The following is a 16,546-nucleotide window of genomic DNA, read 5'->3' as shown; positions in this document are numbered from 1 at the left end:
TGCTGTTTATTTTTAACTAGTTGCTTAGTTGACTAAGCTTTTATTTATATTTTGAAAGACAAGGTAAAGTTGTTTATCAGTCGTTTTATTGTGTTTGTTGTTTTTAGAATAAATATTGGTAAACCAAGTAAGCTGCTAGTTTTGATGTGTGGTTATCAATATCAAATTCAGGATTGCACTCAGCGATATCAAACAGTGCAATCTTGCCGCTAGATTTGATGACACTAAATAATTCATCAAATGTTTCAGTAGAAATCCCTCGAGCGGCTGGCGCGCTGACTCCCGGTGCGATACCTGCAGAGAACACATCCAAATCCACAGTGACATACAGGTAATCCACTGAATTTATAAATTGTTTAATCTGTTCAATTGCTTGGGGTAATAAGCTTGCGGTTAAAGCTTTATCGCGAATATAGTGGCAACCTAAGCGATCCGCTGTATCAAATAACACCTTGGTATTACCGTGATCTGCGATGCCTAAACATAGGTAATTGAAAGGGCGCTGGTGCTTAGCGCACAGTTGTGACGATTGTAAAAATGGCGTGCCAGATGTGGCTTCTGGGGCTTCGCGTAAATCAAAGTGCGCATCAAAATTGATGATCCCAATGGTTTTTTCTGGTTGATGTTTTTGAACAAAATCGAAAACACCTTGGAAGCTGGCAAAGCCAACTTCGTGCCCACCGCCTAAAACAATGGGTTTTTGGCGCAGTTCTAACACTGAGATTATCTCATCGGATAGGCGGCGTTGAGCCGCTTCCAGATCACCATCATCACAACTTACTGTTCCCACATCACGAATAGCCAGTGGCTGGTGGATAGGCAGGCCAGCAAGTTGACGACGGATAGTATCAGGACCAGATTTAGCGCCTTGGCGGCCTTTATTGCGGCGAACACCTTCGTCCGAAGCGAAGCCGATAATGGCAAACTCCGCAGGTGAATGTTGGTTGATGACTTGGTGAATGCGTAAATGTTCCTGTGTTTCACCATCAGTACGACCCTGCCATTGAAAAGGTTGTGTCATAGTTACTCCAAGTTAATCAGTTTTGTTATATTTTGGGCCGTTTGGCATGTGGCTTTAATCAGCTCATCGACACGGTTGACGGCACGAAATTCGGGTGCCATGACAGAGACGACAGCTAAAATATCATTGCCTTTAAAAACAGGTGCCGATGCGCCAAAAACACCAGCATCAATTTCACCAACAGAAATGCCATAGCCCTGTTGACGGATTTGGATCAGATCCTGTTTTAATTTCTGTAAATAGTTATCTTTGTGTAGCTGCTTGGCGTGAGTTTCGAAGACCAATTCTTGGTATTGTTCATCACGGTAAGCTAAGAGGGTTTTTGCACTAGCGCCGCGGATCACGGTATTGCCATGTCCCACAATAAAAGAGCAGCGTACGGCTTGTTCACTATCAATTTTATCGACACAGATGGTTTCCCGTAGGTTGGCGGTGATAATTGCCGCAGTTTCTTGGGTCTTTTTCGCTAATGCATGAAGCTCTGATTTTGACGAGGTCATCAACAAACTGTGGTGATAGTATTTTTCTTGAGTTTTGATACTCTGCGCACCAACGGTATAAGTGCCATATTGCTTAGAGTAAGTTATAAATTCCCAGTGTATGAGAATAGTTAAAAGCCGATAAACCGTTGAGAGAGGAATATCTAACTCTTTGGAAATGGTTTGCGGTGTGATTGGAGACGCGCAAGTCGTGACAAACGATAAGATATCTAGTGTTCTATTAATACTGTTCATGGCATCTCCTTTTTCTCGAACTTAGCAGTAAAAAAAATCACTAACAAATCACATTCTCATTATGCGAGAATAATATTATTAGAATTAGATTAAATTTGCAGATTTGTGGGTTGAAATTGAGAATATTCACGTAAATCCTATTTAAACCAGAGTGGCAGTATGAGCGAACAAAAAAAGAGTTATCGAAAAGGCGGGTTTACCTTCAAGCAATTTTTTGTTGCTCATGATCGTTGCGCGATGAAGGTCGGTACTGACGGGGTATTACTCGGTGCGTGGGCGCCTCTTAATGCAACAAAATATGCGTTGGACATAGGCAGTGGGAGCGGATTAATAGCCTTAATGCTAGCTCAGCGTAGTGAGCAAGTGCAGGTTGATGCGGTTGAACTTGATGACGCTGCGGCGTTACAAGCACAGGAAAATTTTGATGAATCTCCATGGTCTGAACGGCTGCGAGTGTTCCATCAGGACATTATTACGTTTAGCGAACAGCCTAACCATCAGTATGAATTAATCGTGAGTAATCCTCCTTATTTTGAGCCCGCGGTAGCGTGTCGGGATGAAAAACGCGATCAAGCTCGCTATACCGGAACACTTACTCACCAAGTATTATTAGATAGCGCGAAACGATGCTTGGCACCAGACGGGATTTTTTGTTTGGTATTGCCTTATGATGTAGGGCAGAAAGTCGAAGCGATGGCAATGGCGAGTGGTTGGTATTTAGCCTATCGCGCGCAAGTTCAGGATAAAGCCCATACACCATATCATCGGATGCTATTAGGGTTGACGATTAAGATGATGGAACCGGTTATTTCGTCTTTAACATTGAAACAACCAGATGATAGCTATACGGATGAGTTTATCTCGTTGATCCAGCCATTTTATCTTAAGTATTAAAAGCCTATCTGCGGCTAATGCACAGATAGGCGGTGAATATTAGCGGGTTAAAACGGTTGGACCAGAATCGGGTAAAAGTTCAGGGTAGTCTAAGGTATAGTGCAAACCGCGACTCTCTTTACGTTCTAAGGCGCAGCGCACCATTAGTTCTGCAACTTGGACTAAGTTGCGTAGTTCCAGTAAGTTATTGGAGATGCGGAAATTAGCATAGTAATCATTAATTTCTTGTTGAAGTAAATGAATACGACGCAAAGCGCGTTCAAGGCGTTTTGTGGTTCTTACTATCCCCATGTAATCCCACATAAATAAGCGTAACTCATGCCAGTTATGCTGAATGACAACTTGTTCGTCAGAGTTATGGACTCGGCTTTCATCCCATTCAGGGAGTTCAGAAACCTCAGGGATCTGGTTGATCGTTTTGATGATATTTTCTGCGGCAGCCCACCCATAAACTAGACATTCAAGTAATGAGTTGGACGCCATGCGATTGGCACCATGTAGCCCGGTATAACTCACTTCACCAATAGCATAAAGATTCGGCACATCTGTCATGCCTGTCGGGTCAACAACAACGCCGCCGCAGGTATAGTGTGCTGCGGGAACTATCGGGATCGGCTCTTGGGTTAAATCTAAACCTAAGGTGAGTAATTTGGCATAAATGGTGGGGAAGTGGTGCTGAATAAACTCAGGGGATTTGTGGCTGATGTCCAGATACATGCAGTCTGCCCCGAGGCGTTTCATTTCATGGTCGATAGCTCTGGCGACAATATCCCGCGGTGCTAATTCACAACGCGCGTCATAATCTGGCATGAATCGGCTACCATCAGGGCGTTTTAAGTGAGCGCCTTCACCTCGTAAAGCTTCGGTGAGTAGGAAATTACGTGCTTGAGGGTGGAATAAACAGGTTGGATGAAACTGGTTAAATTCCAAATTAGCTACGCGGCAGCCTGCCCGCCATGCCATGGCAATACCATCACCGGATGAGATATCAGGGTTGGTGGTGTATTGATAAACCTTCGCAGCGCCACCTGTGGCTAAGACGATAGTTTTTGCTCGTATAGTTTCGACTTGCTCTTTTTGGCGATTCCAAACATAGGCACCGACAATACGGGAGCGGGTATTTTGTTGGGTTTTATCTTCGAGGATCAGATCAACCGCATTGTAGCGTTCTTTGATCTGGATATTCGGGTGTTCGAAAGCAAGATTAACAAGGGTGGTTTCAACCTCTTTTCCGGTGGCATCTGCATGATGCAAAATACGGCGATGACTGTGTCCGCCTTCTCGGGTGAGGTGATACTGAGTTTCCCCTGTTTCGTTGACTTCGGTATCAAATAAAACCCCTTGGTCAATCAGCCATTGAACACAATGTTTGGCGTTTGATGCAATAAACTCTACGGCGCTCTTTTCGCAGATCCCCGCGCCAGCCACAAGCGTGTCATTAACATGGGATTCTATGCTGTCGGTGTCATCGAAAACGGCGGCTATTCCGCCCTGAGCGTAATAAGATGCACCATCACTGAGGGTGCTTTTGCTGAGAATAGTAACTTGATGAAAGGGTGCAAGCCGGAGTGCGGCTGATAATCCTGCGACACCACTTCCAATGATTAAAATATCAGTGTCATGCTGTGTGGATGCGTTCATAAGTGTTTGTGTGTTGTGTTTCTATAGAGAATTTTATGTTAGCCTATCGAGCTGCTTGTGACTATGTATTAATCGCATTTTGAGTTCTTAAAGAACTATATTATTTAGCTACACTTTAGTTTATTTGGAAAATCATCATTTATTTTGGAAAAAACTATTGGCTAAATGAAAAGTGCCAATGTGAATGAATAAATTCCACGTAATCATGCCGTAGATATGCCTGTTTTGTGTATACTATTAGGTAGTGCTCACAAGGATCAATGAGATCGATTAAGAAACATCGATCCCATTTTTTGAAATTATTTTCGATTATTTTTGGAATAAATTGAACTTCATCAGTTTTTATTACTCGAAGTTAGGCTTGCTTAAGGAAGGGAGAAGATGAACAAGTTAAGTCATTATCAATCTGTGTTCAGGAGATGGTTCCTGGAATGAGCGAGCAGCTGACAGACCAAATATTGGTTGAGAAAGTACAAAAAGGCGATCAACAAGCTTTCAATTTACTGGTGATTAAATACCAGCATAAGGTTGCAAGTCTCGTTTCTCGTTATGTACCGCAAGCGGATGTACCTGATGTTGCACAAGAGTCGTTTATTAAGGCTTATCGTGCAATCGGCTCGTTCCGTGGCGACAGTGCCTTTTATACTTGGCTTTATCGAATTGCTGTCAACACGGCAAAGAACTACTTAGTCGCGCAAGATAGACGTCCTCCCGCGTCAGATCTAGAAGCAAGCGACGCAGAAAACTTCGAATCAGCCGGCGCATTAAAAGAAATTTCGAACCCAGAGAACTTAATGTTGTCTGATGAATTAAAGCGAGTTGTTTTCCGTACCATTGAGTCACTGCCAGAAGATCTCCGAATGGCAATCACGCTACGTGAACTTGATGGCTTAAGCTACGAAGAGATAGCCGAAGTGATGGATTGCCCTGTGGGTACCGTTCGATCACGGATCTTTAGAGCAAGGGAAGCAATTGATGAAAAAGTTCAGCCGTTGATCCAACAACATTAATTGGTTGGGTCGCGAGTTACCATTTAACTGTGAGCAATTAACTGAAGGTAATTGGGCATGCAAAGAGAGAAACTTTCCGCAATGATGGATGGTGAAGCTCTAGATTTAGAACTTATTAACACCATTTCATGTGATTCAACGTTAAAGCAACGTTGGGAGAGCTATCATCTTGTTCGTGATACTCTGCGTAATGATACAGGCGATGTCATTCATTTTGATATTGCAAGTAAAGTTGCGGCAGCGCTGGAAAATGAACCGGTGCGAATTAATCCTCAAGCAGTTGTTGAATCACAACCAGAACCTGCAAGCTGGAGTGGTTTCCCGTTTTGGAACAAAATTCGTCCATGGGCTAGCCAAATTACGCAAATCGGTGTGGCTGCATGTGTATCACTCGCTGTAATTGTGGGTGTTCAACAATACAATCAAAGCAATAGCGTCGATTCTACTGTGGATGATCCTGTATTTAATACTGTTCCTGTCGGACGTGGTGCGCCAGTTAGCTTAAATATTTCAGATAGCCAATTGTTTGGCACTGAGCAACAGTCTCAGCAAATCGAACAACAGAATCAACGTATCAATGCCATGCTGCAACAGTATGAAATTGAAAGACGTTCGATGCTGAATCAGCCACATCAAGACAGTGATAAAAATACCGCATCAGCAGGGGTTAAACTGCAATAATGAATAAATGGTTATCCGTCCTCTGCCTGACGGGCAGCCTGATTATATCTAATCAAGCGTCGGCATCATCTACGGATGCCGATGTTCTTTTCAAAGAAATGGGAACGGCTGCCCAGAACCTGTCATATGAAATGTCGTTTATGACATTCAATCCGCAAAATATCGTTCCAGTGCGCTATCGCCATGCGATTATCAATGGTGTTCCTATTTCTCAAATGATCCAAATGGATTCATCTCGCCGAGAAATAGTACAAAATGGCAACCGAATTAGTTATTTTGAACCGGGATTCGATGCGTTTAGCCTGAATGGCGAACATATCATTGATAACTTACCTACGGTACTTTTTGCTGATTACCAAAAAATTCAGCCTTATTATAATTTTATTGATGCTGGCCGTACGCATATTGGTGATAGACCCGCATTAGTCATCCGTATTATTTCAAAAGATAATTCTCGATTTAATTATGTGTTACTAATCGATGAAGAAACTAAATTGCCACTGCGTGTTGATTTGCTCGACAACAATAATCAAACACTGGAACAGTTCCGGGTAATTTCGACTGTTTTAGATAGCAAAAATGTACAAGATTCATTGAAATCCCTCAGTAATGTGAATTTACCACCATTATTGGTATCGCCAAAAAATGAAAACCCATCATTTAAATGGCGGGTGGGAATGCTGCCTCCAGGCTTTGAGGAAGTGTCTCGCTCTACGCGAAAATTGAGTGATGATGACATCATTGAAACAGCGATGTTCAGCGATGGGTTATTCACCTTTTCGGTTAATGTGACAAAAACATCGAAAGGTCCTTTACTGGATCAGCCGCTACAAAATGGTCGCCGCACAATTTACACCATGACTCAAAAGCAAAATGTGATTACGATAATAGGGGAGCTACCGCTATCAACATCCCAGTTAATTGCGAGTAGCATTCAGTTTCGGGAGTAAATCATGGTAAAAGAATGGGCAACGGTAGTTAGGTGGCAGAAAGGACGAGCGTTATTGCGTTATGGCTCTTCAGCCGGATGTGGAAGTTGCAGCGCTCGTGCGGCTTGCGGTTCATATGCTTTAAACAAAATAGGACCTAACACAGAGCACGAATTGGAAATTGAAGTTGAACAGCCTTTGGTTGTTGGACAAAAAATTGAAGTAGGTATTCCTGAAGGAAGCTTGCTACGTTCTGCTATGTTAGTCTATTTAACGCCATTGGTTGGATTGTTTATATTTGCCGCATTGGCTCAATTAGCTGAATTTGAGCAGGTATGGGTTGCATTAGCAGGCATTTTCGGTGGGTTTGCTGGCTTTTTCACTGCGAGAGAAATGGCTTCACGTTGGCGCAATAAAATCGATTTTCAGCCTATCGTTTTACAAATAGGGCTGCCCCCCGGCGAAATCAGCGTTCAAACACATGGTTGAATGCCATTGTCTCACATCATCGCCTGTAGCTAAGCTTTCACGACATAAGCTTTTTACTACAGGCGATTTTGTTTTTGGTCGTTCAAAAATGAAGAAAAATGAAATAAGTAACTCATTCAACTTTGGCTAGTTTACAGTTGTTTTACATTGAATCTTTGTGTTAGTGGGTTCTTGTATGTAAAATGCTGCTAATTAGCAATCTTGTGATAATCATAGCATTTTAGTTTTGTGGCAAAATTTGCTCAAAACTGATTTTGTAAGGCAATTTAAAAGAAGATATTACCTTGAAAATCAAAAACATTAGAAACTTTTCGATCATTGCACATATCGACCACGGAAAATCCACGTTGTCAGATCGTATTATTCAAATCTGTGGTGGCTTAACTGACCGTGAAATGGCGGCTCAGGTTTTAGACTCTATGGATCTGGAACGTGAACGTGGTATCACCATTAAAGCACAAAGCGTAACGCTCGATTATAAAGCAGCGGATGGTGAAACTTACCAACTGAACTTTATCGACACTCCAGGACACGTGGACTTCTCCTATGAAGTTTCTCGTTCATTGGCGGCGTGTGAAGGCGCATTATTAGTTGTGGATGCAGGGCAAGGTGTTGAAGCTCAAACCTTGGCGAACTGCTATACCGCAATTGAAATGGACTTGGAAGTCGTTCCAGTCCTTAACAAGATTGATTTACCAGCCGCTGATCCTGAGCGTGTTGCTGATGAGATTGAAGACATTGTGGGTCTTGATGCCCATGATGCTGTTCGTTGTTCTGCGAAAACCGGTATCGGTGTCCAAGATGTTATCGAACGTTTAGTAAAAGAAATCCCACCGCCAGAAGGTGATGGCGATGCACCGTTACAAGCGCTAATTATCGACTCTTGGTTCGATAACTATTTAGGCGTTGTTTCTCTGATCCGTATTAAAAGCGGAACATTGAAAAAAGGTGACAAAGTTAAAGTGATGAGTACGGGCAACGTGTATAACGCGGATCGCCTCGGTATTTTCACACCAAAACAAATTGACCGTGATGTGCTTAACTGCGGTGAAGTAGGCTGGTTAGTGTGTGCGATTAAAGACATCACTGGCGCACCTGTCGGGGATACTTTAACTGGTGCTCGTAACCCAGCAGATAAAGCATTACCAGGCTTCAAAAAAGTTAAACCTCAAGTCTATGCGGGTTTGTTCCCTGTTAGCTCTGATGACTATGAAGCCTTCCGCGATGCATTGGGTAAATTAAGCCTGAACGATGCTTCTTTGTTCTATGAACCAGAAACGTCAACAGCATTAGGATTCGGTTTCCGTTGTGGTTTCCTTGGCTTACTGCACATGGAAATCATTCAAGAGCGTTTAGAACGCGAATACGATCTTGATCTGATCACCACGGCACCAACGGTAGTTTATGAAGTTCAGCAAACTAACGGCGAGATTGTTTATGTGGATAGTCCGTCGAAATTACCACCGCTGAATAACATCGAAGAGTTAAGAGAGCCTATCGCTGAGTGCCATATGCTGATGCCTAAAGAGTATTTAGGTAACGTTATCACTCTGTGTATTGAAAAACGTGGTGTACAAACCAACATGGTTTACCACGGGAATCAGGTTTCTCTAACCTACGAAATTCCGATGTCAGAAGTGGTTCTGGATTTCTTTGACCGTTTAAAATCAACCTCTCGTGGTTATGCTTCTTTAGATTATTCATTCAAGCGTTTCCAAACGTCAGACATGGTGCGTGTGGATGTGTTAATCAACAACGAACGTGTCGACGCTTTAGCGCTGATCACTCACCGTGGCAACTCGCAGTACCGCGGACGTGAGTTAGTGGAAAAAATGAAAGAGCTTATTCCACGTCAACAGTTTGATATTGCTATCCAAGCAGCAATTGGTAACCACATTATTGCTCGTTCTACAGTGAAACAGCTGCGCAAAAACGTTCTTGCCAAATGTTATGGCGGTGACGTTAGCCGTAAGAAGAAACTGTTACAGAAGCAAAAGGACGGTAAGAAACGTATGAAGCAAGTGGGTAACGTTGAACTCCCACAAGAAGCGTTCCTTGCTATATTGCACGTTGGTAAAGACAGCTAAGTTTACAAGGAGTCTTAATGGCTAACACATTTGCCCTGATCCTCACACTAGCAACACTGGTGACAGGGATTATTTGGTGCTTAGATAAATTTAAGTTTGCGCCAGCACGTAAAGCGAAGCTTAAAAAATTGCGGGAAGTAACAAACGGCTCAATGAACGAAGATGAACTTGCGAAAGCGGTTCGTCGTCCGTCGTGGCTGGAAACGGGAACCTCAATTTTTCCTGTGTTAGCCATTGTTTTGATTGTTCGTTCGTTTATTTATGAGCCGTTCCAAATCCCATCAGGTTCGATGATGCCAACGCTCTTAGTTGGTGATTTTATGCTGGTTGAGAAGTTTTCTTATGGATTGAAAGATCCTATTACTCAAACCACATTAATCGAAACGGGTAAGCCTAATCGTGGAGATATTGCGGTATTTAAATATCCGAAAGAGCCAAATGTAGACTTCGTGAAACGCGTTATTGGTTTGCCGGGGGATAAAATCATTTATAACCCAGAAGCGAAAGAGCTGACCATTTACCCTAACTGCGCAGACAATAAATGCACAGAAAAATTGCCGGTCACTTATGGTCCATTAGAACCAAGTGAATGGACAATGGTATTTGAAAATAGCTCTGTGGTTGATAATCAATATGGTAATTATCAAATCCCAGTAGACCAAGCGTTACCAAATAACTCACTGCGCCAATATGGTCGAAGTGAGAAATTAGATACCGTTACGCACCAAATTTTGACGATTAATAACTACATTACTCAATCAAAATATGTACAACCAGGTTTACCGCTTAATGAGTGGATTGTGCCTGAGAAACACTATTTCATGATGGGGGATAATAGAGACAACAGCTCTGATAGCCGTATGTGGGGCTTTGTTCCTGAGCAAAATTTAGTGGGGCGTGCAGTGTTTATTTGGTTAAGTTTAGATAAACAAGAGAACGAATGGCCTACAGGTATTCGCTTTAGCCGAATTGGTCCTCTATAATTCATTTCAGACAATGCGGGTTTTCATTAGAAAACTCGCATTATCATAAGCATTATTATTTTACCCAGTGTACAATAATGTTGTTTTAAACATTATTGACTTCCTAATTATTAACTATCCTCGTTAAATTCCGATAATTCATAAAAGTTATTTTTAGAATATCAATTGCTTACGAGTGATGGTCGACGGAAGTCAGTGCAAACGCAACAGTTTTGTAAAATAGCTGATTTTACAGGTCTGTTGCGTGTGCTTTTTTATTAAACGTAGAATGGTTGGGCGCACATGAACCCCTCTTTGTTAGAAAAATTACAGCGTAAGCTGGGATATACATTCCAGCAAAATGATTTATTAATTCAGGCATTAACTCATAGAAGTGCTAGCAGCAAACATAATGAAAGACTGGAATTTTTGGGTGATTCAATTCTCAGTTTTGTGATTGCTAACGATCTCTATCATCGTTTTCCTAAGGTGGATGAAGGTGATATGAGCCGTATGCGCGCAACGTTAGTGCGTGGAAATACACTGGCGGAAATTGCCCGTGAATTTGAACTCGGTGAATGTTTACGTTTAGGCCCGGGTGAATTAAAAAGTGGCGGTTTCCGCCGAGAATCAATCTTAGCTGATACCGTTGAAGCCTTAATTGGTGGGATTTTCCTCGACAGTAATATTCAAACTATCGAAGAGATCATTCTGGCATGGTACAAAGTAAGATTGGATGAAATTAGTCCGGGTGATAAACAAAAAGACCCGAAAACGCGGCTACAAGAATATCTGCAAGGACGTCATCTTCCACTGCCGAACTATTTAGTGGTACATGTGAAAGGTGAAGCTCATGATCAAGAATTTACGATCCATTGCCAAGTGAGCGGCATTGAAGAGCCGATTAACGGCATAGGTTCAAGCCGTCGTAAAGCGGAGCAAGCCGCAGCAGAACAAGCATTGAAAATCTTGGAGATTGAATGAGTGAATTACAATCCCACTGTGGTTTTGTTGCCATAGTTGGACGACCAAATGTTGGGAAATCAACACTGTTAAACCAGTTACTGGGGCAAAAAGTCTCGATCACATCGAGAAAGCCTCAGACAACTCGCCACCGTATTATGGGGATCCACACAGAAGATAATTACCAAATTATCTATGTCGATACCCCTGGTCTTCACATCGAAGAAAAAAGAGCGATTAACCGTTTGATGAACCGCGCAGCATCTAGCTCTATTGGCGATGTTGAATTGGTTATTTTTGTGGTTGAAGGTACCCACTGGACACCAGATGATGAAATGGTGCTGAACAAGCTATCTAGCTTACGTTGCCCAGTTATTTTGGCGATCAACAAAATTGATAATGTGGTGGATAAAACCAGCTTACTGCCACACATCGGTATGATCAGCCAAAAAATGAATTTCTTGGATGTCGTACCAATCAGTGCAGAAAAAGGCACTGGTGTTGATACCATCGCGAAGATTGTGAAACAGCATATCCCTGAAGCTATTCACCACTTCCCTGAAGACTATATTACAGACCGCTCTCAGCGTTTTATGGCTTCTGAAATTATCCGTGAAAAACTGATGCGTTTCTTAGGTGATGAGTTACCGTACTCTGTGACTGTTGAAATTGAACAGTTTAAAGAGATGGATAAAGGCGGCTACCATATCAACGGTCTGATTTTAGTTGAGCGTGAAGGCCAGAAAAAAATGGTTATCGGTAATAAAGGTAGCAAGCTGAAAACCATTGGTACAGAAGCTCGTATTGATATGGAACGCCTGTTTGAAACGAAAGTTCACTTAGAGCTTTGGGTTAAAGTTAAATCCGGTTGGGCAGATGACGAAAGAGCACTGCGCAGTCTGGGCTATGTTGACGATTTAAAATAATCGGTGACACCGTGAGTGGTTGGCAACGCGCGTTTGTGCTCCATTCCCGTCCTTACAGTGAAACAAGTCTATTAATTGACTTTTTCACGGAAGGGGAAGGTAAAATTCGTTTGCTAGCAAAGGGTGCGAGACGCAACCGCTCACCATTAAGAGGCTGTTTACAGCCTTTTACACCTTTGTTGATCCGTTGGAGTGGCAAAGGTGAAATCAAAACTCTTATCAATGCTGACCCTGTCTCTCTTGCTCTCCCTCTCAGTGGCACTGTTTTATATAGCGGTTTATACCTTAATGAACTTACCGCTCGGGTTATTGAGTTCGGTACACCTTATTCATCTCTATTTTTTGATTACCTCAATTGTTTGCAAGTTTTAGCAGGGAGTGAACGCACGCCTGAATCTGCGTTACGCCAGTTCGAGCTCGCTTTGCTGTCTTATCTCGGTTATGGCGTAGATTTTTTACATTGTGCGGGCAGTGGTGAGCCAGTTTCAGACACCATGACCTACCGTTACCGTGAAGAAAAAGGGTTTATCGGCAGCCTAGTTGTTGACCAACTCACGTTCACGGGTAAGCAATTAAGAGCGTTAGCCGACCGAGAATTCCCAGATGCCGACACCTTAAAAGCTGCTAAACGGTTTACCCGCATGGCACTAAAACCTTACCTAGGTGGTAAACCTCTTAAAAGCCGTGAGCTTTTCAGGCAATTTACTACCCCTTCTCAGAACATGACTAAGTCATAGAAATTATTCGATTTTGTTTTATGGCGCTATTTTTATCTGTTGTAATTGCAAATGGCTGTCATCCAAACTGTTGTAACCATAAAACGGCAGGTGAGCGAGACAAATTTTTTGTGCTATTTACTTTCTTCGAGGCGCTTCCCAAAAAAAGAATGTAATTGATGAAATATTATTATTAGTTTGGAATCACTAAGGAAGAAAGAGATATTTTTTCCCCCAATCCCATAAATTGCAGTAGGATATGGCAGACAAGAAATAAGTGACTGTTTATTCATAGGGAGTTAAACATGGCTGAGCTGTTATTGGGCGTTAACATTGACCACATTGCAACTGTTAGAAATGCAAGAGGAACACAATATCCTGACCCTGTTCAAGCGGCATTTGTTGCTGAGCAAGCTGGAGCCGACGGGATCACTATCCACTTACGTGAAGATCGCCGTCATATTACCGATAGAGACGTTGAACTGCTCAACCAAACCATTCAAACGCGTATGAACCTTGAAATGGCAGTCACAGATGAGATGATTGACATTGCTTGTCGTATTAAGCCGACTTATTGCTGTTTGGTTCCTGAAAAGCGCGAGGAAGTGACCACTGAAGGCGGACTTGATGTCGCAGGGCAAAAACAAAAAGTCGCATCCGCAGTAAAACGGCTGGCCGAAGCAGGTATTTTAGTTTCTTTATTTATCGATGCGGATCATGAACAAATTGATGCTGCTCAAGAGTGTGGAGCGCCATTTATTGAAATTCACACAGGCGCATATGCGGATGCCAAAACTGAACAAGAGCAAGAGCTTGAGTTCCGCCGTATTCGTGATGGCGTAAGTTATGCTGCAGGTAAAGGTATTAAAGTGAATGCGGGGCATGGACTGACTTACCATAATGTTCAACGTATCGCAGCGCTGCCTGAAATTTATGAGCTGAATATCGGTCACGCGATTATTGGGCGTGCACTGTTTAGCGGTTTAGCTCAAGCAGTGTCTGACATGAAAAACTTACTCACAGAAGCACGTAAATAATGGCTATTGTAGGTTTAGGTACAGATATTGTTGAGATTACGCGTATTGAATCTGTTATCGAGCGCTCCGCAGATAGCTTAGCGAAGCGTATTTTAACAGAGCATGAATATGCGCAATACCAGCAACAAACTAAGCCTGCGCGTTTTCTTGCTAAGCGATTTGCAGTGAAAGAAGCGGCGGCTAAGGCATTAGGTACGGGGATCCGTAATGGTTTGGCTTTTAATCAGTTTGAAGTCACAAACGATGAGCTAGGCAAGCCATTACTGTCACTGAGCGGTGAAGCGTTAAAATTAGCCAATAGCTTAAAAGCCACGCATTTTCATGTTTCAATTACTGATGAACGACACTATGCGGCTGCAACGGTGATTATTGAAAGTCTGTAGTCATTATTCATTGCCGGCTTATCTGCAGTCGGCAATGTTTCAATGAAATAGTAGCTCAATGAAAAAGTCTTTTAATGAAAGAGCACTTCAACGGATGGGTTTTTAGTAAAACAAAGCTAAATAACGCAGAGTTCAACCATCGTCGTTTCAACAAGTCTGTTCAGCATCTTTATGAAATTAGATTTTATCGGCGTGATGGATCATGACAAATTTATCCCAAAGCTGTTCCTGGGATTCAATATGTTCAGGATCTGTAATAATTGTATTAGTGATAGGGCAAACTGATTGGCAAGTGGGTTTATCATAGTGCCCAACGCATTCAGTACACAGGTTTGAATCTATTTCATAGATTTCCGCCCCCATGAAGATCGCATCATTTGGACATTCAGGTTCACACATATCGCAGTTAATGCATTTTTTAGTAATTAATAGTGCCATTTCAATTAGTTATATCAGATTTAAACCAGTAGTATACGTCTTCGAACGTCATTTTACACTGAAGTAAATCAATTAGACACTGAATTATGTGCGAGTGAACGGAGATGACCAACTAAAAAACAGTGATAAACAAGCAGAATAATTGAAAGTTCTAAGTATTATTTAAAGTAGGTAGTTTGCAAATAAAGTCGAATTAATAATATAAAAAGGCTCTATTTATAAAAATAGAATAAGAGCTTAAATTAAGCTCTTATGGAAGAAAGCAATTAATAGCAAATATTAAATTAATAATTAATTAAGTTATAGATATACCAGCTCTTAGTTTTATCAGATTGCGTATAGAAGCACAGTACACCATTAATGATGAAGAAGGTCGCTGATTTTATAGAGTCTTCAACGTTGAACTCCTCAGAATACATTAGCACGATGCTGGCATTATCAGCGATTTGATAAACATCGATAACTTTCTCATCGAGATTATAACCGTACAGATACTGTTTGTTCTGTGTTGGATCGTAGAAAGCTTGAATATTTTGCAGATAGGTTTTTAATTTACCTTTTTGTACGACAACGGTAGGTTCAATTTTGCCGGCATCTGTCATGTTATAGATCATGTAGGATTTATCTTTTGAATGCCCTAAGAAGTAATTTTTCTTAGCAGCGCTGAATGCAAGCGTTGTTGGGTAAAACTCTTCAAAGATACTTGATTGCACGGTTCTTCTAATAAAAGCCATGTTTATTCCTCTTATTTAAACTATGAAAACTTAAGTGCGGGTTAATCATATTTAATGAGAGAGATTTTAAAAATAATGTTAATTATTAGTTCGTTTTATATATTCAAATGATTTAAAAATTAATAAAAGTAGAATATTCACAATGGATCGCAACTGTGATAGTAATAAGAAAAAACAATTAGGAAGTAGTCATGTTTGAAAATCTAGGGGTATTAAATTTTTGGACTTACTTAGCGGGATTGGTGCTTATCATCATTGTTCCTGGTCCGAACTCACTGTATGTATTAAAATCAAGTACTTCACATGGGACTAAAGCGGGATATCGCGCTGCAATCGGTGTTTTCACTGGCGATGCAATACTGATTTTTCTTTCATTCATTGGTGTTGCCTCGGTGATCAAAGCCTCTCCAACGCTGTTTACCATCGTAAGATACTTAGGGGCAGCTTATCTTTTGTACTTAGGGTGCAAAATCTTATATGCAACTTTTTGGCAGAAAAAATCGTTATCAGCAGGGGTTGAGCAGATTGAAGTAAGAAAAGAAAATTACTTCACTCGCGCGTTGGTACTTAGCTTAACGAATCCGAAAGCAATTTTGTTCTATATCTCGTTCTTTATTCAATTTATCGACTTCAATTATAGCCATGCTTGGGTGCCGTACATGGTATTAGCGGTTATCTTAGAGACGGTTAGCTTCTTGTATCTAAGCTTATTGATATTCAGTGGCTACTTGATAGCGCGCTTTTTACGGGAAAAGCAGATTTTGGCGAAATTGGGAAATTGCACTGTCGGTGCATTCTTTATGGGGTTCGCAGCAAAACTTGCCATTTTTAGTAATTAGTTGTTGATTAATATCAGATTCAATTTGCAGTCACTTTAACATTTCGTAATAATCAACTTTTC

The 16,546-nt window shown here is 41.5% G+C and carries 18 protein-coding genes; 13 read left to right on the top strand and 5 right to left on the bottom strand.

Annotation, left to right across the window (positions count from 1 at the left end):
• Positions 1-103: 103 nt before the first annotated feature.
• The gene (gene hutG, locus GKR71_RS04340) at positions 104-1,021 is read right to left on the bottom strand and encodes a formimidoylglutamase (protein WP_108478522.1); all 918 of its coding nucleotides are present in this window, start codon (positions 1,019-1,021) and stop codon (positions 104-106) included.
• A gap of 2 nt (positions 1,022-1,023) precedes the next feature.
• Positions 1,024-1,755: an IclR family transcriptional regulator gene (locus GKR71_RS04335; RefSeq protein ID WP_154633974.1), complete on the bottom strand. Its 732-nt coding sequence runs from the start codon at positions 1,753-1,755 to the stop codon at positions 1,024-1,026.
• A gap of 159 nt (positions 1,756-1,914) precedes the next feature.
• On the opposite strand from GKR71_RS04335, the gene trmN reads away from it, so the two are divergent.
• Positions 1,915-2,649, top strand: a complete 735-nt coding sequence (gene trmN / locus GKR71_RS04330) for a tRNA(1)(Val) (adenine(37)-N(6))-methyltransferase TrmN (RefSeq protein ID WP_036949424.1) — start codon at positions 1,915-1,917, stop codon at positions 2,647-2,649.
• Between the two features lie 39 nt (positions 2,650-2,688).
• Here trmN and nadB read toward each other — a convergent pair whose 3' ends face one another.
• Positions 2,689-4,290 carry an L-aspartate oxidase gene (nadB, locus tag GKR71_RS04325; RefSeq protein ID WP_036949425.1) on the bottom strand — a complete coding sequence of 534 codons (1,602 nt, stop codon included), beginning with the start codon at positions 4,288-4,290 and terminating at the stop codon, positions 2,689-2,691.
• A 431-nt stretch (positions 4,291-4,721) separates the two neighbouring features.
• Here nadB and rpoE point away from each other — a divergent pair, with 431 nt between their 5' ends.
• The 11 genes from rpoE (at position 4,722) to acpS (ending at position 14,473) form a co-directional block, all read left to right on the top strand.
• Positions 4,722-5,300 carry an RNA polymerase sigma factor RpoE gene (gene rpoE, locus GKR71_RS04320; protein WP_006661282.1) on the top strand — a complete coding sequence of 193 codons (579 nt, stop codon included), beginning with the start codon at positions 4,722-4,724 and terminating at the stop codon, positions 5,298-5,300.
• 57 nt (positions 5,301-5,357) lie between these two features.
• Positions 5,358-5,981, top strand: a complete 624-nt coding sequence (gene rseA / locus GKR71_RS04315; protein ID WP_036949428.1) for an anti-sigma-E factor RseA — start codon at positions 5,358-5,360, stop codon at positions 5,979-5,981.
• Complete coding sequence (gene rseB, locus GKR71_RS04310) at positions 5,981-6,931, top strand: sigma-E factor regulatory protein RseB (RefSeq protein ID WP_036949430.1); 951 nt, start codon at positions 5,981-5,983, stop codon at positions 6,929-6,931. Before rseA ends, rseB begins: the two co-directional genes overlap by 1 nt.
• A gap of 3 nt (positions 6,932-6,934) precedes the next feature.
• Positions 6,935-7,399, top strand: a complete 465-nt coding sequence (gene rseC, locus GKR71_RS04305) for a SoxR-reducing system protein RseC (protein ID WP_036949432.1) — start codon at positions 6,935-6,937, stop codon at positions 7,397-7,399.
• A gap of 290 nt (positions 7,400-7,689) precedes the next feature.
• Positions 7,690-9,486 carry a translation elongation factor 4 gene (gene lepA, locus GKR71_RS04300; RefSeq protein WP_036949554.1) on the top strand — a complete coding sequence of 599 codons (1,797 nt, stop codon included), beginning with the start codon at positions 7,690-7,692 and terminating at the stop codon, positions 9,484-9,486.
• Positions 9,487-9,503: 17 nt separating this feature from the next.
• On the top strand, positions 9,504-10,469 hold the full coding sequence (gene lepB / locus GKR71_RS04295) for a signal peptidase I (protein WP_036949433.1): 966 nt from the start codon (positions 9,504-9,506) through the stop codon (positions 10,467-10,469).
• 282 nt (positions 10,470-10,751) lie between these two features.
• Complete coding sequence (gene rnc / locus GKR71_RS04290; RefSeq protein ID WP_036949435.1) at positions 10,752-11,432, top strand: ribonuclease III; 681 nt, start codon at positions 10,752-10,754, stop codon at positions 11,430-11,432.
• Positions 11,429-12,337, top strand: coding sequence for a GTPase Era (era, locus tag GKR71_RS04285; protein WP_036949437.1), 909 nt, complete (start codon positions 11,429-11,431; stop codon positions 12,335-12,337). Before rnc ends, era begins: the two co-directional genes overlap by 4 nt.
• 11 nt (positions 12,338-12,348) lie before the next feature.
• Positions 12,349-13,074 carry a DNA repair protein RecO gene (gene recO, locus GKR71_RS04280; protein ID WP_036949438.1) on the top strand — a complete coding sequence of 242 codons (726 nt, stop codon included), beginning with the start codon at positions 12,349-12,351 and terminating at the stop codon, positions 13,072-13,074.
• A 284-nt stretch (positions 13,075-13,358) separates the two neighbouring features.
• Positions 13,359-14,090 carry a pyridoxine 5'-phosphate synthase gene (gene pdxJ / locus GKR71_RS04275; RefSeq protein WP_108478527.1) on the top strand — a complete coding sequence of 244 codons (732 nt, stop codon included), beginning with the start codon at positions 13,359-13,361 and terminating at the stop codon, positions 14,088-14,090.
• On the top strand, positions 14,090-14,473 hold the full coding sequence (gene acpS / locus GKR71_RS04270) for a holo-ACP synthase (RefSeq protein ID WP_036949441.1): 384 nt from the start codon (positions 14,090-14,092) through the stop codon (positions 14,471-14,473). The genes pdxJ and acpS overlap by 1 nt, the downstream gene beginning before the upstream one ends.
• Positions 14,474-14,650: 177 nt before the next feature.
• On the opposite strand, the gene GKR71_RS04265 is transcribed toward acpS, so the two are convergent.
• Entirely contained in the window at positions 14,651-14,911 is a 261-nt protein-coding gene (locus GKR71_RS04265) for a YfhL family 4Fe-4S dicluster ferredoxin (protein WP_006661288.1), read from the bottom strand.
• Between the two features lie 284 nt (positions 14,912-15,195).
• Positions 15,196-15,645, bottom strand: coding sequence for an XRE family transcriptional regulator (locus GKR71_RS04260; protein ID WP_108478528.1), 450 nt, complete (start codon positions 15,643-15,645; stop codon positions 15,196-15,198).
• A 191-nt stretch (positions 15,646-15,836) separates the two neighbouring features.
• Between GKR71_RS04260 and leuE the strand changes: the two genes are divergently transcribed.
• Entirely contained in the window at positions 15,837-16,484 is a 648-nt protein-coding gene (leuE, locus tag GKR71_RS04255; protein WP_036949445.1) for a leucine efflux protein LeuE, read from the top strand.
• Positions 16,485-16,546: the final 62 nt, after the last annotated feature.

Source organism: Providencia sp. wls1922, from assembly GCF_009706505.1.
Lineage (GTDB): Bacteria > Pseudomonadota > Gammaproteobacteria > Enterobacterales > Enterobacteriaceae > Providencia > Providencia lanzhouensis.
Note: the sequence above shows the minus strand (reverse complement) of the source record. Positions and strands in the feature narration are given on the sequence as shown.

Coding starts and splice junctions, on each gene's coding strand:
- hutG (WP_108478522.1), bottom strand. CDS start 1,021: ATGACACAACCTTTTCAATGGCAGGGTCGTACTGATGGTGAAACACAG.
- GKR71_RS04335 (WP_154633974.1), bottom strand. CDS start 1,755: ATGAACAGTATTAATAGAACACTAGATATCTTATCGTTTGTCACGACT.
- trmN (WP_036949424.1), top strand. CDS start 1,915: ATGAGCGAACAAAAAAAGAGTTATCGAAAAGGCGGGTTTACCTTCAAG.
- nadB (WP_036949425.1), bottom strand. CDS start 4,290: ATGAACGCATCCACACAGCATGACACTGATATTTTAATCATTGGAAGT.
- rpoE (WP_006661282.1), top strand. CDS start 4,722: ATGAGCGAGCAGCTGACAGACCAAATATTGGTTGAGAAAGTACAAAAA.
- rseA (WP_036949428.1), top strand. CDS start 5,358: ATGCAAAGAGAGAAACTTTCCGCAATGATGGATGGTGAAGCTCTAGAT.
- rseB (WP_036949430.1), top strand. CDS start 5,981: ATGAATAAATGGTTATCCGTCCTCTGCCTGACGGGCAGCCTGATTATA.
- rseC (WP_036949432.1), top strand. CDS start 6,935: ATGGTAAAAGAATGGGCAACGGTAGTTAGGTGGCAGAAAGGACGAGCG.
- lepB (WP_036949433.1), top strand. CDS start 9,504: ATGGCTAACACATTTGCCCTGATCCTCACACTAGCAACACTGGTGACA.
- rnc (WP_036949435.1), top strand. CDS start 10,752: ATGAACCCCTCTTTGTTAGAAAAATTACAGCGTAAGCTGGGATATACA.
- era (WP_036949437.1), top strand. CDS start 11,429: ATGAGTGAATTACAATCCCACTGTGGTTTTGTTGCCATAGTTGGACGA.
- pdxJ (WP_108478527.1), top strand. CDS start 13,359: ATGGCTGAGCTGTTATTGGGCGTTAACATTGACCACATTGCAACTGTT.
- acpS (WP_036949441.1), top strand. CDS start 14,090: ATGGCTATTGTAGGTTTAGGTACAGATATTGTTGAGATTACGCGTATT.
- GKR71_RS04265 (WP_006661288.1), bottom strand. CDS start 14,911: ATGGCACTATTAATTACTAAAAAATGCATTAACTGCGATATGTGTGAA.
- GKR71_RS04260 (WP_108478528.1), bottom strand. CDS start 15,645: ATGGCTTTTATTAGAAGAACCGTGCAATCAAGTATCTTTGAAGAGTTT.
- leuE (WP_036949445.1), top strand. CDS start 15,837: ATGTTTGAAAATCTAGGGGTATTAAATTTTTGGACTTACTTAGCGGGA.